Origin of the sequence: Vibrio echinoideorum (assembly GCF_024347455.1) — a bacterium.
Classification (GTDB): domain Bacteria; phylum Pseudomonadota; class Gammaproteobacteria; order Enterobacterales; family Vibrionaceae; genus Vibrio; species Vibrio echinoideorum.
On the sequence record NZ_AP025483.1, the window covers coordinates 3,349,236 to 3,373,334 of the forward strand.

Sequence of the window (24,099 nt, forward strand, 5' to 3'; positions counted from 1 at the left end):
CGAGCTTTAGCTAACGCTTAACTTTCTTCTCTAAAGCTTTTTTGCCCAAGCTTGTGCCGCTTCGTCAATCAGCTTGTAAGCGTATTCAAACGCTTCACGGCTTTGACGGTGTGGATCGGGGATGTCTTTTTGGCCAATCCACTGACCAAACAGCATGGTTTTACCACGTGCCTCTGGCGATATTTGAGTCAGCGCTTCTAAATGGCCCTTCTCCATCACCAAGATCAAGTCATACTGAGCACAAAGCTGTGGCGTCACTTGTTGAGACTGATGATTTTCAACATCGACCCCATTTTCAGCGGCAATTAAGATTGCAGTTTCATCTGCTGGCTTACCGATTAAACGACTTTTTTCGGCAGCAATACCCGCAGAGGCCACTTCTTTATTGGGAAGCAATTTTTGTAAAACTCGCTCTCCAGTTGGGGAACGACAAATGTTGCCCACGCATACGACTAAAATTTTATTAAACATAATTGTCTCTAATTGTATTGGGCCTATAAGCTGGGTTTACTTTTAGATGTAAAAATCAGGTTACACGTAACATGCAAAATGCAAAATGCAACCTGATGATTAATCAGGGTTTATTACCAATTACGGACGCGCAACATACCTTCGGTTAGGTCGTTGAAGCCTGAAATGGTCGGTACAAGCTGACCAATTACACGGTTCCAACGGCTGATTGGTGCTGCCGTTACGTAAACAATGTCGTAAGGTCTTAAATCAAACTCGGTACCAATGACTAAAGCTGATGCATCTTCCATATTCAGTTGATAGATGTCCGCCATGCGTTCTGATTTATCATCTGAAGTTCGGATGACAAACACACCCGTTGCATCTGCCGTCAGCTGGTTAATACCACCTACGTTGCTGAGTGCTTCGGTTAGGCTCATCCCAACGCGATCAATCTTGAGTAATTGAGGATCGTTCACCTCACCCATCACGAACACTTTTTGGTTGTCGTTACGAGGCACGTGAACAATATCACCCGCTTGCAGTAAGCGGTTTTGCGTTAGGTCACCACGTTGCATTAAACCATAAAGCGAAAGATTTTCTTCCACGCCATTGCGGGTTAATGAAACATTACGCCAATCAGCATCTTCAGATAAACCGCCAGAGCGGTTTACTGCATCCAGTAGAGTTAATGGTATATTGGTGATGGCTTGCTGGCCAGGGTTTGACACTTCACCTGTAATGTAGGTTTTCTTAGAGCGGAAAGCCGCTACGTTCACATCAACTTGAGGGCTTTCGATATACTTAGCTAAGCGAGTTGCAATATCAGCGCGAACTTCGCGTACCGTTTTGCCTGCAACCTCTACCGTACCAATGTAAGGGTAGAAGATGGTTCCATCAGCATGAACCCAGTTACCCGCTTCTGCACTGCTACGGTAAGAACCGGCAGGAATCGTCAGTTCAGGGTGATCCCAGATCGTGATATTTAAGATATCACCGACACCCACTTGGTATTCATACTTTGCAATATCAACATCTAATGTCGGGTTAGCTTGGGAAACCGATAAAGATTCGTTTCGGTAACTCGATACTGATTGAGCTGTCAGTGGGTAAAGGTTAACCACATCAGAGATATCAGATTCTTGCTGTTCCTCTGAAGGCTGAATCACATTCTTGTTGCCAGTAGAAAGGTGAGTTCCTGGAGTAGTACACCCTGCAAGCAATGCAGGAAGGAGCGCTATAAGGAGACGATTTTTATTAATCTTCATGTTAACCAAGTCATAGAAACGGAATGTGTCGTGATATCCCAAAGGACACCCAAAGAAGTTAGAACAAACAATTTTATCAGCTACGCAGTATTTAAGAGAGTTAAGGAGAGCTATTACCGTGATCTCGCTTCCACCTTAATATCAAAGATAGAAACGCTACCGCCCCTTGATATTCCGCGACATCACACTGCGTAGTTAATCTGCCCCTATCAATATGGAATTTGAATAGGCGTATTTTGTCTAAAACGTAGCAAAAAAATGCGCTTGCATACGGTTAGTTTAATCCGTAAGCATTATCCACAAATTGTGGTTATTATCAACCTAGTTGAATGGTTTCAAGATTAAAGTGCTTAAGGGTTGATGCGAGAGCCTAGAAGCGGATGAGAGTAGCGAGATGCGAATAGACGAAAAGCGAAGAACTCTTCAAATCTCGTTAATCGCATCTGTCTTTATTTCGTATCTGCCTTTATCTCGCATCAACCTTTATTTCGTATCTGCCCCAAAATCTACTTAACGCTACTTGGTCTTTGGAACCAAGGTGAGCGCGCATCGGTTTGATCGAACAAGTTGTACTGCTTGTTCAGCACTTGGCCGCCGTCACGTGTGATCGGTAACCAGGTAAAGCCAGCGCGGCTTGAGCTTGGTTTCACTGTGACTAAATCAAACGGAATTGATACGTAGAAGCCTTTGGTGTAGCTGCCTTCACCGTATTCTTCGGTTGTCATGTCGGTTAAGCTGACAAACGCACCGGCAATCACGCCGCTCTTGAACTGCTTAGAGAAGTCGACACGAGTACCGATATCACCGGCAAGGAATTTACCGACACCGACTTTCAGTAAGGTATCGCTCAAGAAGTCCCATTGTGGTGTGTAGTAACCGGTAATAAAGCCAGTCGTGCCTTTATCGATCACTTTGTACGTTCGGCTGCTGTCGTCTGGGTTGACTTGGATCTCTTGATCAAACGTGCCGAACCAGCTTTCAGGATCGCGCTGACTTATCGCGGTCATGTCTGCACCAATGGCCCAGTTTTGGTTGAATGGGCGGTACAGGATTTCGCCACCCACACCCGCGAACATGCTCTCTAGGTAACCACCGTAGGCTTGGGTGTAGACACCGCTGCCGTAGTCTTCAAACCAAGTCAGTTGTAAGCGATCTAAACGAACCGTATCGTCAACATAAGAGCGGAACAAGGTTCTTACTCTTGGCGTTTGGTCGGTGCCGTCTGATGGGACTTCGTAATTAAACTTGTCGTAGTTATCGACTAAGTTGACATAAAGCGAGCCCGACAGTTCGACATTGTTTAACGCCCAGAACGAAGCATTGGTGTATAAACCCAAACTGTATAAGTAGAAGTTTTCAGCCGAACCGAACGATTGAGCTAGATTTGGTGAAATCGACACGTCGAATCGTTCACGTCCATCATGATAAATCACGGATTTCTTGCGTTCTAATTCGTGAGTACTTGTTGCGTCGCTGGTTTGAGCGTTAAGGTAATGATTGTTAGCCGCCGCTTTGAATGCTTGTGCATCTACCGTTGTCTCAGTGAGTTCCATCGATTTATCGTTTTCGATGATTCTATAGGTATCGATGTAACTCGGTACCGCGTTGGCGATCACGGTCGCACCGCGTTCAAGGGCGATATCTCTGTCTCGGTATTTAACCTGAGTGCCCTTTACTACAATGCTGTTATCGTCGACCAAGATTTGCGCTTGTTCATAGCCTGCGACGGTTTCAAGCTCTTCTGCAAGGGCCGCCATATCAATATCGTCAACCGTCTCGACACCGCTTGGGCGTAACTCTGCTGTTTCGGTATCTCGCCACACAGAATACATTTCATTGAAGTTAGTCGAGAGGTCAAAACCAAGGGTTAGCGTATCACCTCGCTCGTAGCTCACTTTCGCTGAGCCCCAATCGGTGAAACGGTAGACCGCGCCCACGTTCCATGGCGTATGCTGTGTCATGTCGACACCACCACGTACAACAGGGAAGTCTTGAGAGTAATCATTGCCATCGTATTCAAGCTTTAAGGTTAACGGCTTATAAGGGGTTTGGTATTCAAAACCACCATAAATCGCCGCATCACCTTTAAACCAACGCTCAAAATCGACACTGCCACCATTGCCTTTAGTATCTGAAGGGCGATCACAATACTTGTCACTGGCTTTACACAATGGGTTGGTGAAGTTACCACTGGTGCCCATGTATCCCCAAGCCATGCCCAAGGTAAAATCAACAGGGCCAAAGCGTTTGGTAGCCGCAATAAATTCGCCATCAAACAGACCGGTGCCACCAAAGTCACGCATACCGACCGATACTTCCGGTAAATAGTACCCTTCTTCGATTAAACGCAGTTTAAAGTCGATACCTTTATCTGTGTATTTAGTACAACCACTGAATGAGTTTTGAGAGCAATCTTGGTCCGCGCCTCCGCTATAAAGCAGGTCTTGTACTTGTGTATAACGAATGGTGGTTTCAAGCCAAGGCATCACCTGTAGGCTGACGTTATAAAAATGGTATTCATTGTTAAACGAGGCACTAAAGTTAAACTCGCCTTCTGGTGCCATTCGGCCTGTTGGCATTTGCATTAAGCCAACACCACCAAAGTTCATTTGTGATGTTTTGTATTCGGTGTCGTCGAATGATGATTTTTCTGCTCGAATCGAAGAAGAATCAATGGCTGTTTCGGCAAAAACCGTCTCTGCAAAAACCTGTGCACTGTTCGTTATTAACAAGGCGCAGGTAACCGCTGTGCACACTGCCGATAGAGGGAATGATTTCTGTTTCAGCATTACAGGCCAACCTTATGACGTAGCAAATCGACGATATCTTGGTTCAACGTTGAGTATTCCGATGGCAAAGAGTAAAACGCCATAAATACGATGGCACCGGGTGCTAGGTAAACTGGCTGTTCGTTCCAGTAAGCGTATTGAATGGTTTGCACCACGCCATCTGGCTGAACAACATACGCCACGCTTTTATCTGCGGATTCACCAATAAAGCCGTTCGGCAATGCATCGAGATAATCATTCAAGGTTCCATGCTCAATCAGATTCATTGTTACCGACTCTTTCATTGCCCCCATCAACTGAATTGACGTTGGTCGTTGTGGCAAGTACAGAGAAAAGGCTTGAGTTTGACTGGCTGACGGCTTGTTAGTACGAGAACTTGAAACAAGCAGTGGATTCTTATCTGATTGCGAGATAACGGCATTACGGTCTAGCTCAATAAAAACTCGATTGAGATATTGGAAAGAGGCTAATTGTTGGCGCACTAAATTTGCTTCTGGCTCTTCTACTGCGAAAGCTTCAAGCTGGTTCAGTACATTGCGCTTTTTGGCTTCGATAGATTCGTTAGCTTCTTTAAATCTAGTAGCTGCAGTCGCTTCAGTATTGGTTTCATCAAACAGTTGAGCCGAAAGGGGGAAGTAACCAATACTGCCGCTAGCATTTTCGTTAGAGCTAGCATTCGCGTCGTCTAACACCTGAAGCAATCGAACATTAGCTTTATATTCAAGCGTCACACCTTGAAGAGGAAGCTCGATTGTTGTTTTCACTAAAGAAGAGCCATCAGGTGTAACAAAATTAGAAGCCGCAGAAGCGGAGCTCAAAGCAAACAAAGCGCTCATCATTAACAGAGCTCTCACCGTTAATAAAGTTCTCACCAATGGCAACCGACGTCCCGTCATTTTTGATGCGTGACTCATATAATTCATCATTTTAGTTCATTACCCTATTCGTTAATTGCTTTGATAATGCTTAAGGACGGTTAGCTCAAGCCTTGTCATATCAGGGCCTAAATACTGTATGGTTTTGACCACTTTGCCTTTACTGTCGACCCAATACTTGTTGGTGATCTCTTGTTCTAACATAGGGAAGTTAATTTTTTCTTGGAATTTCTTAGTATCGAAAGACGCTAACGGTGTTTCGACCGTTTCATTTCCCGCATACGTTCGGGTAATATTTGCTGTATAGCCAAATCGATAGTTAGGTTGCCAGTCGTAAACCGCTTGCCACTTTTGGGCACCTGGGTTCACTGACACATCAAACGCAGAAGAAGAATCGGCTGACGAGTTGTTTCCAGACGAGAACGTATTTAATGGTTGGAATGCCAAACCAGAAAGGTTTTCGTAAGGAAGCAATAGTGTTTGTACGATACGTCCATTTTCAGTGACGATCATCGCTTTGTCAGAAGACATCCACTTTAACTGTTCTGCGCCCGTTTGCGGGTTTTCACCGACGTACGCTAAAACCATAAAGATTTTACCTTGGTCATTCACTTCTGCATAAATGCTGGAATAAGGTAAGGTTTGAATGTATTCCTTGGATAGCTCAACATCGGAGCTTCCAAAAAAAGCTTCATCAAAAGTAGAGTTAACATCTTGAAACTGCTGAGAACAACCAGCAAGAAAAAGGCCAATAGATATGATTAGAGGTTTAAGCATGACGAGTTCTGCTTCCTAGCAATCTGGTTGCTGCTGTCCAATATGGAAATTAATCAATTAGGTATAAAAAAACCACTTTATGCTTTCACATAAAATGGTTTTAAACATACATTAACTAAAACATGTATTACTCAAAAATTATCGAGTAGTTGTTGTAGTTGTTGCACCGCTTTCGTTAGAAGCAACCGCTACAGCTGCTGCTGCCGCTACTGCTGCTGTCGCTACTGCAACTGTTGTTGCTGTGCCAGCTGCTGCTGCAGATGCACCAGTACCTGCTGCTGTGCCAGTGCTTGAACCAGCTGCCGCTGTTTCTTCTGCTGCAAATGCAGCACCTGAGAAGCTAACTGCTAATGCAGCTGCTAGAGCCATCTTTTTCATAATGATTTCCATTAATATAAACGTTTATATGTAGAGAGTGATTTTCACACCCTCAATCAGTTGCTCAGCTTAAACAACTGATTGATCATGATAGATAATAACCACAATCAAGTAAATGAGTAAATCATAAGCAATACCTTATAAAGCATCATTTAGGAAATAGCGTCACACAAATATGAGTGCAAAGCAGAAACCTATCCCCATGCTAATGCCTATGTAAGGCAAGGTAAGCACACAAACCGATTGTTAAGCTTAGAAGATAAACCCTCTGCCAAGCCTAGAAGACAAGCCACACCAGAGCCTTTGCCTAAAACTGTAGTTCAAACTCAGTGTGCAACTACAGTATTATTAGGTTATACCTCTGCACAGCCCCATTCAGGGAAGTGCTTACGCACGTAGGCGTTCAAGTCTTTTTCTGATGGAGAGTAGACACGGCCTTTTTCTTTTTCACCCGGTACCGATGCAACCATACCCGCACCCACTGTCACATTATTATGACGGTCAATCACAATGAATGACCCCGTTTGTGGCAGTGTTTGGTAAGTATCAACAGCGATCTTGTCCGTCAATACAACCTCAGACAAAGCAATCTCGTTAAGGTCTAACGTTTCACTCTCTTCGGCGTGCTGTTTTAATGTATTGACATCAATTTTATGAGGGATGCCAGTCACTTTACCTACACAAGATTTGGTCGCAAACTTAAAAATGTATTCTTTATGCGTACGCATTGGGTTCTCACCCATCCATACGACGTAAGCATTGACCTGATTGGTGACTTTAGGCTCATGACCGTTGTGCACCAGCATATCACCGCGTGACACATCAATCTCATCTTCAAGAATCAACGTGATCGCTTGACCAGGACGTGCGGTATCCAGCTCACCATCAAAGGTATAAATGGACTTTACGCGAGAGCTCTTACCTGATGGCAGCGCTGTCACTTCATCGCCCACTTGCACCAAACCAGACGCGAGCGTGCCACAGAAGCCACGGAAGTTTAGGTTAGGACGATTCACGTATTGCACCGGGAAGCGCATGTGTTCAAGGTCTTTATCTTGGTCAATTTTGACGGTTTCAAGCAGCTTCATCAGCGTTGCACCTAGATACCAATCCATCGCTTCACTTGGTTTCACCACGTTGTCTCCGTTAAGGGCTGAAATTGGCACAAAACGGATATCATCGATGTTGAAGTTCTTCGCCATTTTACGGTAATCAGCCTTAATCTTCTGATACACCTCTTGGCTATAGTCCATCAAGTCCATTTTGTTGACAGCGACAATGATGTGCTTAATACCCAACAAGCTACAGATATAGCTGTGACGGCGGGTTTGAGTCTGAATACCGTAACGAGCATCAACCATTACAATTGCTAACTCACAAGTAGAAGCGCCCGTCACCATATTACGCGTGTACTGCTCGTGTCCTGGAGTATCGGCGATGATGAACTTACGCTTATCCGTTGAGAAGTAGCGGTATGCTACATCAATCGTAATACCTTGCTCTCGTTCTGACTGCAGACCATCCACCAAAAGCGCCAGATCAAAATCACCATCGGTGGTGTTGAATTTCTGAGAATCTTTCTCAATCGCCGCCATTTGGTCTTCGTAAATCAACTTTGAATCGTAAAGTAGACGACCAATCAATGTAGACTTACCATCATCAACGTTACCGCAAGTGAGGAAACGCAATAAATCTTTGTTTTCATGAACTTTCAGATACGCTTCGATATCCGATGCGATAAGCTCTGAGCTGTGAGACATATCGTTCTCCTAATCTTATTTTTCAGGCTTCGATGCCCTGTATAATTGGGTTGTCAACTCGAATGCTTTGCACTCTAGAGTACGGGAGCCTTAGCTCCACATTGCAGAGGGTGACTGTGTACCTTCCGCAATTACATTTCATTTAATGGGCGTAATACGCTGACAACGTGTTAATGAATTTATGCTTGTCATCGAGCGTTAACGCGTTAATGCCTGCGGCTGCTCTACGGCCGCCACCAGTTGGAAACGATGAACAGATGTCATCCGCCCCCACACGGTTGTTCAATGGTGCACGCACGCTCACCGTGTAATCTTGCTCACTCGCGTTTAGCGTTAGTACAGCATGCGCTAGGTCAGGGCTTTGATTTGCAAGCTCGTTGCCAAATACGCCGCTGATGCGTCTTGCCCACGCTTCACACGGCAGCTCAAACACTTTGCACTGCGTGTCCGAGTAAGTTGGCGTGGTGCTCAACACTTGGTTACGGTCTAGCTCGTAGCCTTTCTTCAGTGTGTGATACGGCGAGCTTTCATCATCGAGTAGCGATAACGGGTCAACGTAGGCTGTCAATTGTTGATACAGGTCTAAAGGCTCAATGTGCAAATCATTCAACGCTGCGCCATAGCCGTTGTAGTTAATCAACGTACCCAGCTCTTTTAAGAACTCGGTTTCTGATTCGGTTAAGCTAATATCTTGTGCTAGCTTATTGGCTGAAGCAAACAGGTTGTCACCAAACGCGGCCGCAACAGCCCATTTAGCGTACTGTCCCCCTAGGCGATCATTAATCAGTAAACTGGTGCACACTTCTGCATCCAAATTAATTAGTGCATCTAGGTTGTCTGACGATGGGATATCGCCACTGCGGTGGTGGTCGCAATAAAACACTTTCACGTTGTTTTGCAAAAGAGCTTCCAGTTCTGGTAGGTTTTTCTCCATGGATATATCCAGCGCCGTCACTGATCTGGCGTTGTCGATATCCACTTGTTTTAACAGTTTGATATCACGCTTCACGCCGGTAATCAAAGTAGACTCTTTTGGCCCAGCGAATCGCAATTGCAACAAGGCAATGATGCCGTCGGCATCACCGTTAAATACGTCATAATGCATTAAGCATGCTCTCCTAGTTGTAAATAGCCTTTCTTCTCAAGTTCAGCTACGACAAAATCCGCGCACGCTTCAATCGATAGATCTGCCGTATACAGATGGATTTCAGGGTTTACCGGTGCTTGGTATTCTGAGTCGATGCCTGTGAAGTGTTTAATCTCACCAGCACGTGCTTTCTTGTAGAGCCCTTTAGGGTCACGTGCTTCACACACCTCTAGCGGTGTATCGACAAACACTTCAAGAAATCCGCCTTCAGTTACCAATTCATGCACTTGTTGGCGATCAGAAATAAACGGCGATATAAACGCAGTTAACACGATATTACCCGCATCAACGAACAGCTTAGCTACCTCACCAATGCGGCGGATGTTTTCAATGCGGTCTGTATCTGAAAAACCTAAATCTTTATTAAGGCCATGGCGCACATTATCGCCATCAAGTAGATAACTGTACTTGCCCATTTGCAGCAGTTTACTTTCAACGGCATTTGCAACGGTCGATTTACCGGAACCACTTAAACCAGTGAACCAAAGTATTACAGGCTTTTGCCCTTTTTGAGCTACACGGTCTTCATGGGTCACCGTTGAGTTGTGCCACACTACATCATCACTCACCGAGTCATTATTTTTATATTGGTATGGAGTCGTCATAACCGTTTAGAAATACCCTTCGCGTTTCTTCTTCTCCATTGAGCCAGAAGAATCATGATCAATGGCACGGCCTTGGCGTTCAGACGTTGTGGTTAGTAGCATCTCTTGGATAATTTCTGGCAGCGTCGCGGCTTCGGACTCTACCGCTCCCGTCAACGGGTAACAGCCAAGCGTGCGGAAGCGGACCATCTTCTCTTCAATCACTTCGCCTTCTTTGAGCTCCATACGTTCATCGTCTTTCATTATGAGCATGCCGTCACGCTTAATCACTGGACGTTTTGCCGCTAGGTATAATCCTGGGATTTCAATGTTCTCTAGGTAGATGTATTGCCAGATATCCAGCTCAGTCCAGTTTGACAAAGGGAACACGCGAATGCTCTCGCCTTTATTTACCTTGCCGTTATACACATTCCATAGCTCAGGACGTTGATTCTTTGGATCCCAGTGATGATGCTCATCGCGGAAGGAATAGACACGCTCTTTGGCGCGAGACTTTTCTTCATCACGGCGTGCGCCTCCAAATGCAGCATCAAAGCCATGCTTGTCCAGAGCTTGCTTCAAGCCTTGGGTTTTCATGATGTCAGTATGTACAGAGCTGCCATGGACAAATGGGCTGATGTCCATCTCTACTCCTTCAGGGTTTTGATGCACAATCAACTTCATACCCACTTTTTCCGCCATATAGTCACGAAACTGAATCATTTCTTTGAACTTCCACGTGGTATCTACGTGCATTAACGGGAACGGAGGCGTCGCTGGCGCAAATGCTTTTTGCGCTAGGTGGAGCATCACCGAAGAATCTTTACCGACAGAATATAGCATTACCGGGTTATCAAACTCAGCGGCAACCTCACGCATGATATAAATAGACTCAGCTTCTAGTTGCTTTAGATGAGTCATACGCTCTGGAGAAACATTCATTTCAAAGAAGTCCTTAAGTTACAATCCAATAAAGGCAGGTATTGCGGTTAACACAATCACGCCATAAAGCAGGCACATCGGCACACCTACTTTCACAAAATCTTGCAGTTTATACTGACCCGCATTAAACACCATCAGGTTAGTTTGGTAGCCATACGGGCTAATAAAACTGGCACTGGCGCCAAACGCTACTGCAAGTATATACGCTTGGGGGTTTGCAGATAAACTCGAAGCCAATTCGACTCCAATAGGAAGTACGAGTGCAGCCGCCGCATTGTTAGTGACCAACTCTGTCATTAACCACGCCAACAAATAAACAACAATCAAGCCCGTCAGTGGAGTAAACAAATAATCATATGAATGAACCATTGTTTCTAGCCCCCCCAAAGCACCACTATTCGTTAAAGCCTGAGACAAGAGCAGGGCGGAGGATATAATTAACCAAATATTTTTAGGTAAACGCTGCAGAACCTCATTAGCCGTTAAACACCCGGACAACAAAAGTGCACCTAATAAGATCAACATCACTTTAAAAAGAGACACAACACCTAACGCCGCCAACAAGATAGAACCGAGAAACCCAACAACAGTCAGCTTTTCTCTCCAACCACTTAAGCACTGATCCGTTTCAACTTCGCTCAATAAGTAAAAATTCTTACGGATATTATTTCTTGAATAGTGATCGTTTCCCACTGCAAGCACTAAGTAGTCACCAGCCTCAAGCGTTACCTCACCAAGCTTCCCCGACAACGCCACGCCATCGCGTTTAATCGCAACGACAGCAGCATCAAACAAAGCACGAAAGCCTGAATGTTTAAGTGTTTTTCCGACCAGGTTACTTTCCGGTTTAATTACCACTTCGGAGAGGTTATCGAGGGGTAAACCACTATTACTCGCAAACAAAGAAAGGCCATTGAACTCCCTTAGTATCGTGATCTTCTTCACATCACCACTAAACAACAAGCGATCATTGGGTGCAATAATCTCCTGGGGGGTAACAGGCGAAATCAAGCGCCCCTCTCTCAATATTTCAACCAAAAATAAGGACTCTAAATGTCGAAGACCGTTCTGTTCTACAGACTTTCCGATTAGATCCGAATCTGAAGCGACTTCAGTATCAATAATATAGTCACGAATCTGAACTTGGCCCTTATCGTACTCTGGCAATGATGGGCTTAATACAAACAAAAGCGCCCCACAACCCACCACCAAACATAAGCCCACAATGGTAAAGTCGAAAAACCTCAAACTGGGTAAACCTGAGTCGATAACCAAACTATTGACGATTAAGTTAGTGGACGTTCCAACTAAGGTTAAGGTTCCACCTAGTATGGCAGCATAAGAAAGAGGGATAAGTAGTTTACTGGCTTTGTGATGCGGGTTGTTGCGAATCGGTGCCAACATAGTGGAAACGACCGCAGTATTGTTCAATATCGCTGAAGAAAAAGTGGTTAAGCTGAATAACCTGAGCAAGGTGAGACGATAATTAGGTCCAATAACATAGTTGGTAACTACTCTTAGTAGCTTCGTTTTCTCTAATGCTACAGAGCAAATAATCAACAGCATCAAAGTTAATAAACCCATATTTGAAAAGCTTTGGATAACCTGCTCTGTCGTAACAAGAGAGCTAGTAAAAAGCACTAACAACAATACACCAAACACTCTATCAGACTGAGATTGAAAGCGTATCAAGCCGCAAATTGTTGCAACGAACAAGCCAAGTACTTGAACAGCAGGATTCATTAACCAATCAAGCAAAACCAATGCTCCAAATAAACGAACTAAGGTATGAGAATACAAACACCAAAGAGAACAGCCTATCATGGTGACGTTATAGGCTTAAGTATAGTGACACCATAAAACAGGGACATACAGGTGTCAGTTAATGGCTCTCGTCAACACTAAAACTAACGAACACTGACTTCGCTACGTAAAATGGTGGTTATAATTCAATAACCTAAGATCTGAACAGCCACATTCACTACACGTTATAGCCCCTTGCCTAAGCCTCGTTATCATACAAAACTGATTCTAAAAAACGTCAAAGATAGGTAAGAAAGCAAGAGGCAAATTAAACGCGGTCGCCCGAGCCTTTGCCTAATACTGTTTGAATGATGTATTGGAAATACAATTTAGTATTCAACATGTTAATCATGTGTTGATCCCACTCCGCGAGTTTTTTCGGTGTCGACATGTCGATATCATTGATTTGAGCTAACCCAGTCACACCCGGTCTAACCGACAACACTCCTCTCGACTCTCTCTCGTCAATCAGCTCTTGCTGGTTAAACAGGCATGGTCTTGGACCAACCAAACTCATTTCACCTTTAAGTACGTTGTATAACTGAGGAAGCTCATCCAGCTTGGTCTTACGCAGGAATCCACCGAGCTTAGTCACTGAACTCGCTCCAACTAAGTGAGTCGCTACAGACTTTGTCTCCACAGGCATTGTACGGAATTTCACCAAGGTGAAAGGTTTTTTGTTACGACCTACACGGGTCTGAAAAAAGACAGGCGACCCCGTATCAAAGTAACCAAGGATACAAATAATAAGAAATACTGGCCATAGGAACAACAGACCAAAGAAAGCAAAAACAAAATCTAACAAACGAATCAAAATATGTGTCCTATCAAATTCGGATTGAAAACATGGGGGCGCTATAAGCGCCACTAATCAATAAAGGATACCTGAAGAATTTATGGATAAGAAAGCCATAAGCTACCTAAAACGCATCAATGCGACTTCAAGTAAGCTTCTACTGTGCTTTTGATCCCTTGTTCAAAACTTACAGGAGGTTTCCATCCCAAGATCTCTTTCGTCAAACCTATCTCAACCTGGAGGTTGCCACAGATCCTTTGAGCTATGTGCTTCTTTTTTAAAGCTGACGATCCAGCTTGTATCCAAGCCATTGGGATTGGAATTAATCGCGGTGATTTACCCATTGATTGAGCAATAGTCCGCATTAACTGAGTAGTCGACACATCGTGATCATCAGAAGCTAAGAAAGTATGCCCTGGAGCCAAAGGATGTTCACAACCCGTCAGTATCAAATCGGAAAGGTTATCCAAATAAACCAAGCTTCTCTGGTTCTTTATAGCGCCGAACGGTAACGGAATGCCTTTGTCAATCAAACGCATCATAGATAAGAAATTCGCTTTTACGCCAGGCCCATAAACTAATGGTGGCCTAATGATAACCATTTCTAATCCTGCCTCTTTTGAAAGCTTAGCCAACTCAACTTCGGCTTCATACTTGCTCAAGCCATAAGGGTCTTGTGGAGTATTCTTTAAATTCGGTTCAAAGGGTAAACTTGGCTCACTGAATTCACCGTTAACTTTAATAGAGCTGACAAATACAAACCTTTTAACGCCCGCTTCTGCAGCTTGCTTTGCTAAGTTCAATGTACCCAGCGTATTAATATCTCGATAGGCTATTAATGCATCTTGCTCGGTCTCATTGATTTGATGCACTCGAGCAGCACAGTGAACAATACAATCGACACCTTCGAATGCACTAGACCAATCAGTAGAAGTGTCAATGGAAGGGACAACCAGGCTATTAGTTAGTGGCTCTATTTGCTGACGCACAACCGGAATGACAGCCCAGTCACGCTCTCTGGCCAACTCAACAACTCTAGAGCCTACAAAACCAGTACTACCTGTGACCAAAATTTTCATAATGCAAAAAGCCTAACTATTGAGCAAATATCAAACAAGATTAACAGTAAAGGTACCGAGTGGCACATAACAATCAATTACAACTAGCTTACCGCACTCAACAACATTAAAATACAGTCTAAAAACTATAACTATCAAACTTAAGACGCTCAGTGGCTCGCTAAGGAACACCATGATCAGACCAATACATATATTGCTTAATGCTAAACGCAAGAACAAGCGTTTCATCAGTATTGGCTATGATATTTTCGCTATCGTGATTTCACTCTATCTAGCCATTGCCTTAAGGCTTGGAAATGCATTTTTTTCAGTCGAAATAGAGGAACTAATCACTCTTTTTATTACTGTTTCAATCACAATTTATAGCTTCGTTAAATTAGGAATGTACCGAGCCGTCCTACGCTATATGATGCTACCAGCCGTTGGCAACATTTTCTTTGGGGTTATAATCTCGACCTTAGCTTTAATAATGAGCGGATTTTTTTTCCAATCGTTCATCCCTAGAAGTGTCCCATTTATATATGCTGGCTTGGCTACCCTGACGCTAGGTGGCCCCAGAATACTTATCCGTTCAATTTATTATCACTGGTTTAAGCGCCAAAAGCCCAATGTGTTTATTTATGGCGCAGGGGCTACCGGCCGCGACTTAACATATGCTCTGATTCAGGGGGATGAATACAATCCAGTCGTATTACTTGATGACGACCCTACAAAGTCAGGTCAAATATTATTTGGACTTAAGGTCCACCACCCAAGTGAATTTGAACACCTCCAATCACTTTATCAACCCGTAAAGCTGCTTTTAGCCATTAATGGGATTAATAAAGGTGAGCGCTTGAGGTTGGTTGAAAAATTGTCACATTGGCCAATCGCAGTGCAATCAGTACCATCGGTAGAAGATATTGCAGCAGGGAAAGCAGCAGCTACTGACGTGAAAGATCTTGATGTCGCCGATCTACTTGGGAGAGCAGCCATTGACCCAGACAAGGAACTTTTAGCACAAAACATTTTTAATAAGAATGTGATGGTGACTGGCGCCGGTGGATCTATCGGTTCTGAGTTATGTCGTCAAATCATGTCACAGAAACCCAAAACACTTGTGCTGTTTGAGCTAAATGAATACAACCTTTACAAAATCGATCAAGAACTCAATTCGACAAAGATCAACGTAAAAAGCGAGACTCGAATCGTCGCAGCTCTTGGCTCGGTTCAGAGACAAAACCGCTTAGAAAAGTTGATGACAGCACATGAGGTTGAAACCGTTTATCATGCTGCAGCTTATAAGCATGTCCCTTTAGTTGAAGATAATATTGTTGAAGGTGTTCGTAACAATGTGTTTGGTACACTTGCTTGCGCTGAAGCTGCGATCCAAACAGGCGTGAAGAACTTTACTCTCATTTCAACAGATAAAGCTGTAAGACCAACTAACGTAATGGGCGCGACCAAACGCATGGCAGAGCTGGTTCTTCAAGCACTAGCCGATAAGCAGAAGACCACCAACTTTACAATGGTACGATTTGGCAATGTCTTAGGCTCATCAGGTTCAGTAGTACCGTTGTTCAAGAAGCAAATTAAATGTGGCGGCCCTGTAACTGTCACTCACCCTGATATCATTCGTTACTTCATGTTGATCCCAGAGGCAGCACAGCTGGTCATTCAAGCTGGAACTATGGGTCACAACGGTCAAGTATTTGTGCTTGATATGGGAGAGCCAGTAAAAATACTCGATCTAGCAAAACGCATGATTCATTTAATGGGTATGCAAGAGAATGTAGAAGGCGACTCTCAAGAAGGCGATATTTCTATAAAGTTCACAGGATTACGTCCAGGAGAGAAACTCTATGAAGAGCTCTTAATTGGGGATAATGTGGAAGGCAGCGGCCATCAAAAGATAATGACGGCCAGAGAACAGATGTTAAGTTGGAGTGAAATGCAACCGCTACTTAACCAGCTGGATGTATGTTGCCATAACTTCGATGAAGAATGCATAATGCGGATTATACTCGATGCTCCTACAGGATACATCAAACAACAATAAGGTTGAGAAATGGCACTATTTATCTCAGTTGTTAATCATAGTCATGACGATATTATTTGCGCTAACCCGACACTGAAAAAACTAGCTAAAGAGCACTCTATAGTATTAAAATCAAACACTATCGCAACCTATAAGCTAAAACAATACTGTCAAAGTTCGGGGATTACATTAATACAAGGAGATAACAAAAAAGGCTTTGGGGCCAATAATAATGAAGTATTTAATTATTTAATTAATAAAAAAGAAATGAAAAATAAAGACTATTTCCTTATACTAAACCCTGATATAGAAGTAAATAATTCAACTATAAACAGCTTAATATCCAAAGTAGCAATTGAAAGAAAACCGATCTCAACTATCAACCTATTCACAGATAGAGAGATGACGAAGTTTGACAATTCAATCAGGCACTTCCCATCATTACTAAATCCCATAAAAAGTATTTTAAATATTAAACGCGATGACCAATATGATAAAAGTCAGATTTTTTCTCCAGTTAACATAGACTGGGCCGCAGGGTCATTCTTACTATTCAAATGTGAAGTATTTAAAAAACTACAAGGATTTGATGAAAAATACTTTATGTATTTTGAGGATGTGGATATATGCAAAAGAGCTAAGAATGAAGGTGATTTAGTAACTTACTACCCAGAGCTCAAAGGTGTACACTTAGCTCAACACTCAAATAGAAAGTTACTTTCAAAAGAGTTCCTATATTACCTTAAAAGTACACTCATATATTTTATTCGATGATTATTCAACCATGCTCAACCTATTTTTTTAAAGACTGCACTTTTTCTAGATTTGAATAACCATAGCGATCATCTGGTTCCAAATATGCAGATTCGGACCATTCATTCCATGCATTTATAATAATCATTTTCTCATCAAATGTTTCGCATTTTTTGCTCGCGATCTTTAGTGCCGAATGAAAATTTTCAGAGGATACTTCTTTAAACAAGGTGGCTCGCTTCCCATAACGAGGAGTATTATCCCAATCAGGGAAAACAGTGTTATAAACAGGTTTAGAATCAAATCTAACATCGCTATCCTCAAGACCTCGAAGAAAAGAGCTATAAGAAAATATTTTTTTCTTCTGTAATTTAATACGTAAAATACTCAACAGAGACTGTATTTTCTCGGGCAGAGAGCGTACTAACCGATCGAAAAAAAGTGCTTGTTTACGTTTCTCAAATGTGTTGTTTGTATATCGAGGATTGAAGTTAACAATTGCTTTGAAATTTTTGTATAGCTTTGAGCTATCCAAAGTCGTATATGACCTAAATGCAATAAAATGAACCCCAGAAAAACCATCCTTTCGAGCTAAATAATTAAACTCTTCGATAACCTCATCTAAGTTTCTTATTAATTCTGGTCTATAAATACAATATACAGGTTCGTTTTCAATTTTTTTATACCGAATATCTTTAAAAAACTTCGATAAATAATGATAATGATCTTGGATATCCTTTTTTGAGGTATAATGATTCTGCTTTATTAGGTATTCATTAGGCTTCCCAACCCATTGCCTTGTCCAGCTTTCATTAGCCCAAGTAAAGAAAAAATCAAACGAATGTATATCTGATTTAAGAAAGTTTTCAACAGGCATATCTAAGTAAGGTGTAGAATTGAACCAATAGTGATAAAAATTAAACCCATCTATACCGTAGTCTTTGGCTAGCTCAACTTGTTTAATAATAGTATCACTCAATGACTGATCTAGATATCCCAACTTTGGCTTTCTTGGCTGAATATGCCCTTCAAATATAGGTACTGCAGACTTAACTAATTCCCAATCAGTAAAATCTTTCCCCCACCATTCTGAGTTTTCCTTTATTGGATAAAACTGAGGAAAATAGATCGCATATATATTCATTTTTATTTTTCACTCTAAAATAAAGTGAAGAACATAAAATGAAACTTCACTTATTGTTTAATAAAAATTATGTTTTTAACTCTCTACCATTTTCAATGCATTATTTTCAAAATAGTATCCCAAGTACCTTTCTAAAGCATGTGCGAGAGTTCCATCAACTTGTCCTAGTTCTTGTTCAAAATCTAGGTCCAAATCATTTACTTTATGGCAAAATTCTTTCAGAGATTTAAAGTCTGCAATATACATAGACCCTGCAGGGAACTTATAATTTACTCGAGCTAACTCACTAGATTTCAGCTCGGTCAATCGAGACATATGTGACTCATTTGAACCAAAATAATCTAATGAATTAAAAAGATGACCTGTTGGGGCAACCAACTTCGCACCATTATCAAGTAATGAGAAATTCTTAGATACAACATCTGGAGAGCCAATAATTGAATTGACTAATTGCTGTCTCCATTGCTCGCCATCTATACGATGTTTGGATTTCTTTGAATGAATTTTTATAACACGTTTATATGGTAAGTTCTCAACAAACTCCATGACTTCAAAAAGAGGAAGAATATCACGCCCTCTGTTTTCAAACACAAATCCTGCAACGTTCCCAAAACTATTGAGTATCTTTTCAGCTCTCAAATATGTAATATCGTTACCAAAATTAATAATAACATCGGCATCACTAATATTAGATATTTTTTCAAATAACTCTTCAAACAAGTCATCATAATACAAGTGTAATACTACAAGGTTCTCTCTCTTTGATTCTTTTTTCAAAAATGCTTCATTCTTAGATATACACAACTCATGTACTTTAGAGCGTTCGAGTGATTGTTGGGTTGCTTTCAAGTAATTATGACCAAAATTTATGCTTGGTTCTAGAACAGCACCTTCAGCCCATTCATTCCATGCGTTAATAAAGACTACACTCTCATCGTTAACTTTATTGTTCAAACTATATTCGATCGCATTTTCTAACCATGTTTGATATTTACTAGGTGTTGAACCTGTAAAAACATGGCCTCTCCCTGGTTTTCTAGCTTCGTTATCCCAAGAAGGAAAAACAGTTCGATATAAATCTGTAGTCTTATCTTCATGGTATTGCTTAGCTTTTGCATCAACTACTTTGTTATAATCAAATATCAAACCAGAAAAACTATGATTTAACATTTCGTATGAGCTCGGAGATTCAGGTGCAACAATCTCTCCCAATTGATGCGGGGGAAATTCAACTGCTGCGTCAAATCCATATTCGCTAGGATCTGTCTGCTCAAATGACTTAGCCATCACTAAGTGAAGTTCACCTATATTATTGTCTTTACAGTACTTTCGCCAATTATTTACTACAGTTTTAATGTCTGGTATCACGGCAGGTCTATAAACGGTTAGAAGTAGTTTTCCATCGACCTTAATATAACGAGGATCACGAAGGTAATCAGCCACGTCATTTATAAAATTACTATCTATCTCCACAGAATGGTTTTGCCCAATCAAAACATCCTCTTCATTACCATCCCAGCGTCGAGTCCAATTTTCATTTGCCCAACAAATACTAAAATTGAGATCTATGCTTTTATTTTCATAAAACTGTTTGATGGGTAGTTCCATTAGTTTCTTACCAGAAAACCAATAATAGTGAAAGCAAAAGCCATGCAAACCGTAATTTTTAGCTAACTCAGCTTGTTGTGGTAAAATATTTTTATTTTCTAGATCATAGAAACCTAAATCGCTAGGGAGTAGTGGTTGCTCATGACCGACAAATTGAGGGCAAGCTTTAGTTGCATTGCGCCACTCAGTAAACCCCTTCCCCCACCATTCATCATTTTCAGGAAAGCAATGGAATTGCGGTAGATAAAAAGCGATTAACTTTGTTTCATAATCAAAATTACGAGATTTCCACTCTTCTATATATTCACTTTTATTTTTATTAGCAAGCTCAAAACGAGTTCGATATGATTCTTTATAAGGGGAGCTTATATCACTATAGGCACCAAATACACCCCGTTCATACTGATCGTTATTATGAAATACGTTTACTCTATGCTTTATACCATCTAAACCTTCATTTTTCGCTACATAATAACCACGTTTCATTAATGCGAATACATCATCATTCTTATTAAATGCATACCTTAAAGAATTTGCTAACTTTGTCAGTTTTTTCACTTTAATCTCTCTTAAGCCTATTATAAAATAAGATTGTACATATAACTAACTAAATAGTAATATACATAATAATTATAATATGATTTTATTATTTAACAATTATATCTAGTAATGAAAGAAGCTTGTACTAAAAACACTATTTTAATAGTCTATTTATTGAATATAGTACCAATTAAACTATCGATAAATCTAAGAGGTTTCATTAATTTCCAGCTAACAGAGTTCACTATATTTTCATATTCTGCTTCATTTTCTTTTAACATCTCTTTGTATGAAAGTATTTTTTCATTTAGATCAATTACTAGCGCTTTATTATTCGATTTAATTTCTTCAATTTCGTCTATTTTATCAAAGTAATCAGGATAAAACCTTGAAATATATACTTTAGTTGCGTGTAGTTCATATTCGATAGAGCTATATTTATAAACTAGTTCATTTTTATCAATGACAATTTTTAATTCATCTAATACCATATTGATATTAATATTTTTATTACTCAATAATTCAAGAATCTTCTCTAGAGAGTATTTATTAATTTCATCTATACTCCACCCTTTAGAGTGGTCTGAGCTGCGATCAATAAATCCTGAACAATAATCATTTAAAACATCTGGCTTTGCAGGTTTACCAATAAAATCACCAAGTTTTTCTAGCTCAAACATTGGGTCGCTCAACAGTAAATCATAAGAAATAAAAACATGATTTTCATACATGACTTGATTTAACTGTTTGTAAAGGCTGCGAAGAGTAAGGTCTAGCGAAAAATTTTTAGAAAATAAATCTCGTTTAATCAGGGAATCAACAGTACTTGTAATTGTTCTAGTAGAAAGAATATATTTCACATCAAGATTAAGGGCAAAGAATACTTCTTTCCAAAAGGGAAGAGTTAAAATCATTCTCGGATCTTTTATTGCTATATTATCTGACTTATCTATCTTCTTTCTAAGAACATCAATAGCTTCATTTTTAAGGCTATAATAATAGTCTGTAGGTATTATTTCCATGTCAGATTGAAACCAAAAACAACCGCTATTCGCCATTAACCTAGTATTGATAGATACAATATTCTCATCTTCAAAATACCCTTTTTGATTATCTGGTGATGAGGGCATTAACTCTTGTCCAAGATCGATATCAAATAGTTCTAGTGATTTAGTAATCAAACTAGTTCCTGAACGATGCATTCCTAAAACAACATATACTGTACTCATATAGACACTCTAATCAATGAATATTCTTAACTTTCAATATCGATTTAAAATCAATTAATCCCGTAGCTAAGGAGCTATTTTCAATGACTTTAAATGAGAGGACATCTACACCTCGATGTAAGTATTCTAAACTTCCATCATACATGCCCAAGCAACCAGCGTTCATAAAATAGGTACCATCACTTAGGTTACATTCAAAATCAAATGAAACAGTGTATTTTGAACCCTTTTTACACTGCTCCAATATCAATTCATTTAACTTATGAGAAGAATTTCCTCCTAACTCTAAACCTTGAATCGTCTTTATCATCATACCAAAACTTACATGATATGAATCCAACGAAAAAACGATATCGTAACAGAAGTGATACTGGTTCCGAGAAGATAATACGTTAACTTTCTTACCCTGTGAGTTCAATATTCTTGGATTTGAGATTTGAGCTCCCCTTTCTCCATACCATGTTGTAACTAACTCATCATCCATATCTACTAGTTGGGAACTATCGGATTCTGGTTGTACCCCATCATTTAAATTAAAAATTTCAGAAGTATTATTGGTATCATTGGAAAAATCTATCAATCTAAGCTGTTCTTTGAATGTCTGCTTCTTTCCATCTTCCATATGTAAAAGCTTGTGATAGCTATCAATTACAGATTTCGGATTTCCATTTGCTAACATTTCACCATGATCTAACAATATCGCTCTGTCACATAACTCGATAACTTGCCCTGCAGCATGAGATACAAAGATAATCGTCACACCTTTGTTCTGTAACTCCTGCAACCTAGAAAAGCACTTTCTTTGGAAAGCATCATCACCAACAGCTAATGCTTCGTCAATAATCAATATTTCAGGGTCAATATTAATTATCACAGAAAAAGCTAACCTAAGCATCATTCCTGATGAGTAAGTTTTTACTTGCCTATGAACGAATTCGCCAATTCCTGCAAACTTAATTATTGAGTCTAGTCGTCGATCAATCTCACTTTTTTCTAAACCAAGTATCGTAGCATTATAATATATATTTTCTAAACCAGTAAACTCAGGGTTAAATCCGGAACCTAATTCAAGTAGTGCAGCGATCCTTAAGTTACACTTAACTTCACCAGAAGTTGGCTGTAATACACCAGTTATTATCTGTAATAGTGTAGATTTTCCTGAACCGTTATGTCCGACAATGCCTAAAGTTTCTCCTTTATAGACGTTGAAACTTATATCTTTTAACGCAGTATATCTCTCGACTTTATTGTTTTTTGTCAATTTACTGATAAATACTTCACTTGGATTATTGAATATATAATAATCCTTACATATATTTTTAATTTCTAAGACCATTACACACTCTAAATAACATCGGAAAATGAATTTTTCATTCTAGTAAAAAACAAATAACTAAGAATCGAAAATAAAAATGAAAAAACAGTATAAGCTATAAAATCGGATATATTAAAACCATGCATACCAAATATAATACTACGAATAGTTTCAACTGGTACCGTCAACGGATTAATTTTGATAATATCTTGAAGAAAACTCGGAACGCTATCAATAGGAAAAAATATTGTACTGGTAAAAAGCAGCATGGTTAGAGAGGTATTGACAACTTGTTCTATATCTCTAAAGAAAACACTCAATGTTGATATTAAATAAACACATCCAATTAAAAAAAACACAAATGGAACTAGTGCTAATGGTAATAAAAACATGTTTAGATGTAGATCACCACCAAAGATAACAATTACTAGTGCAAGAACTATCAAACCACACATGAATTGAACTGCTGATGATAATATAATATTCCAACCTAATATTTCTAGAGGAAATATTACTTTTTTTACATAGTTTACATTACCAGTAATCATATTTATTGATCTAGTCACCACTTCTGCAAACCACATATGGATAAGTAAACCAGCAAACATTATAGAAGCAAAGTTCGCTGTTATTTCTCGTGCATCTCCCCATTTAGCTTTGAAGATATATTGAAATACAAACGTATAAATTCCAAGCATCATTAATGGATTAATGAAGCTCCACAATACCCCTAAAACTGACCCTTTATAACGAGAAATAATATCTCGTTTAACCATGGCATGAGTTAGTCCATAATTTCTGAGCAAAGGAGTAAAATAATTACATTTACTAAACATGATAATACC

At 40.3% G+C, this 24,099-nt stretch carries 20 protein-coding genes; 2 read left to right on the plus strand and 18 right to left on the minus strand.

Features of this window, described 5'->3' with window-relative positions:
* Positions 1-30: 30 nt before the first annotated feature.
* The 13 genes from OCV36_RS15185 to OCV36_RS15245 all read right to left on the minus strand — a co-directional run bounded on the left by OCV36_RS15185 (position 31) and on the right by OCV36_RS15245 (position 14,648).
* Entirely contained in the window at positions 31-471 is a 441-nt protein-coding gene (locus OCV36_RS15185; protein WP_102496974.1) for a low molecular weight protein-tyrosine-phosphatase, read from the minus strand.
* A gap of 113 nt (positions 472-584) precedes the next feature.
* Entirely contained in the window at positions 585-1,718 is a 1,134-nt protein-coding gene (locus OCV36_RS15190) for a polysaccharide export protein (RefSeq protein WP_102571974.1), read from the minus strand.
* A gap of 506 nt (positions 1,719-2,224) precedes the next feature.
* The gene (locus tag OCV36_RS15195; protein WP_135455688.1) at positions 2,225-4,507 is read right to left on the minus strand and encodes a YjbH domain-containing protein; all 2,283 of its coding nucleotides are present in this window, start codon (positions 4,505-4,507) and stop codon (positions 2,225-2,227) included.
* Positions 4,507-5,433: a capsule biosynthesis GfcC family protein gene (locus tag OCV36_RS15200; protein WP_135455690.1), complete on the minus strand. Its 927-nt coding sequence runs from the start codon at positions 5,431-5,433 to the stop codon at positions 4,507-4,509. The genes OCV36_RS15195 and OCV36_RS15200 overlap by 1 nt, the downstream gene beginning before the upstream one ends.
* 21 nt (positions 5,434-5,454) lie before the next feature.
* Complete coding sequence (locus OCV36_RS15205; RefSeq protein WP_135455692.1) at positions 5,455-6,159, minus strand: YjbF family lipoprotein; 705 nt, start codon at positions 6,157-6,159, stop codon at positions 5,455-5,457.
* A 138-nt stretch (positions 6,160-6,297) separates the two neighbouring features.
* Positions 6,298-6,537, minus strand: a complete 240-nt coding sequence (locus OCV36_RS15210; protein ID WP_017629890.1) for a hypothetical protein — start codon at positions 6,535-6,537, stop codon at positions 6,298-6,300.
* A 353-nt stretch (positions 6,538-6,890) separates the two neighbouring features.
* Positions 6,891-8,297 (minus strand): sulfate adenylyltransferase subunit CysN, encoded by a 1,407-nt coding sequence (cysN, locus tag OCV36_RS15215; protein WP_135455693.1) that lies wholly within the window; start codon positions 8,295-8,297, stop codon positions 6,891-6,893.
* Between the two features lie 142 nt (positions 8,298-8,439).
* Positions 8,440-9,402 (minus strand): DHH family phosphoesterase, encoded by a 963-nt coding sequence (locus OCV36_RS15220; RefSeq protein ID WP_135455695.1) that lies wholly within the window; start codon positions 9,400-9,402, stop codon positions 8,440-8,442.
* Positions 9,402-10,049 carry an adenylyl-sulfate kinase gene (gene cysC / locus OCV36_RS15225; protein WP_135455697.1) on the minus strand — a complete coding sequence of 216 codons (648 nt, stop codon included), beginning with the start codon at positions 10,047-10,049 and terminating at the stop codon, positions 9,402-9,404. Before cysC ends, OCV36_RS15220 begins: the two co-directional genes overlap by 1 nt.
* 6 nt (positions 10,050-10,055) lie before the next feature.
* Positions 10,056-10,970: a sulfate adenylyltransferase subunit CysD gene (cysD, locus tag OCV36_RS15230; RefSeq protein WP_135455699.1), complete on the minus strand. Its 915-nt coding sequence runs from the start codon at positions 10,968-10,970 to the stop codon at positions 10,056-10,058.
* A gap of 18 nt (positions 10,971-10,988) precedes the next feature.
* Positions 10,989-12,728, minus strand: coding sequence for an SLC13 family permease (locus OCV36_RS15235; RefSeq protein ID WP_210114713.1), 1,740 nt, complete (start codon positions 12,726-12,728; stop codon positions 10,989-10,991).
* 313 nt (positions 12,729-13,041) lie between these two features.
* Positions 13,042-13,590 (minus strand): sugar transferase, encoded by a 549-nt coding sequence (locus OCV36_RS15240; protein WP_135455861.1) that lies wholly within the window; start codon positions 13,588-13,590, stop codon positions 13,042-13,044.
* Between the two features lie 113 nt (positions 13,591-13,703).
* Entirely contained in the window at positions 13,704-14,648 is a 945-nt protein-coding gene (locus tag OCV36_RS15245) for a UDP-glucose 4-epimerase family protein (protein WP_135455703.1), read from the minus strand.
* Between the two features lie 172 nt (positions 14,649-14,820).
* On the opposite strand from OCV36_RS15245, the gene OCV36_RS15250 reads away from it, so the two are divergent.
* Both OCV36_RS15250 and OCV36_RS15255 read left to right on the plus strand, forming a co-directional pair.
* Positions 14,821-16,686 carry a polysaccharide biosynthesis protein gene (locus tag OCV36_RS15250; RefSeq protein ID WP_135455705.1) on the plus strand — a complete coding sequence of 622 codons (1,866 nt, stop codon included), beginning with the start codon at positions 14,821-14,823 and terminating at the stop codon, positions 16,684-16,686.
* Positions 16,687-16,695: 9 nt separating this feature from the next.
* Positions 16,696-17,439, plus strand: coding sequence for a glycosyltransferase family protein (locus OCV36_RS15255; RefSeq protein ID WP_135455707.1), 744 nt, complete (start codon positions 16,696-16,698; stop codon positions 17,437-17,439).
* 19 nt (positions 17,440-17,458) lie between these two features.
* Here OCV36_RS15255 and OCV36_RS15260 read toward each other — a convergent pair whose 3' ends face one another.
* From OCV36_RS15260 to OCV36_RS15280, 5 genes are all read right to left on the minus strand, one after another.
* A complete protein-coding gene (locus OCV36_RS15260) occupies positions 17,459-18,562 on the minus strand; it encodes a glycosyltransferase WbsX family protein (RefSeq protein WP_135455709.1) in 1,104 nt (367 codons plus the stop codon).
* A gap of 75 nt (positions 18,563-18,637) precedes the next feature.
* A complete protein-coding gene (locus OCV36_RS15265; protein WP_135455711.1) occupies positions 18,638-20,728 on the minus strand; it encodes a glycoside hydrolase family 99-like domain-containing protein in 2,091 nt (696 codons plus the stop codon).
* Between the two features lie 149 nt (positions 20,729-20,877).
* Positions 20,878-21,939, minus strand: a complete 1,062-nt coding sequence (locus OCV36_RS15270) for a sulfotransferase family protein (RefSeq protein WP_135455713.1) — start codon at positions 21,937-21,939, stop codon at positions 20,878-20,880.
* Positions 21,940-21,952: 13 nt separating this feature from the next.
* On the minus strand, positions 21,953-23,275 hold the full coding sequence (locus OCV36_RS15275; protein ID WP_135455715.1) for an ABC transporter ATP-binding protein: 1,323 nt from the start codon (positions 23,273-23,275) through the stop codon (positions 21,953-21,955).
* Positions 23,276-23,283: 8 nt separating this feature from the next.
* A complete protein-coding gene (locus OCV36_RS15280) occupies positions 23,284-24,090 on the minus strand; it encodes an ABC transporter permease (RefSeq protein ID WP_135455716.1) in 807 nt (268 codons plus the stop codon).
* Positions 24,091-24,099 lie beyond the last annotated feature (9 nt).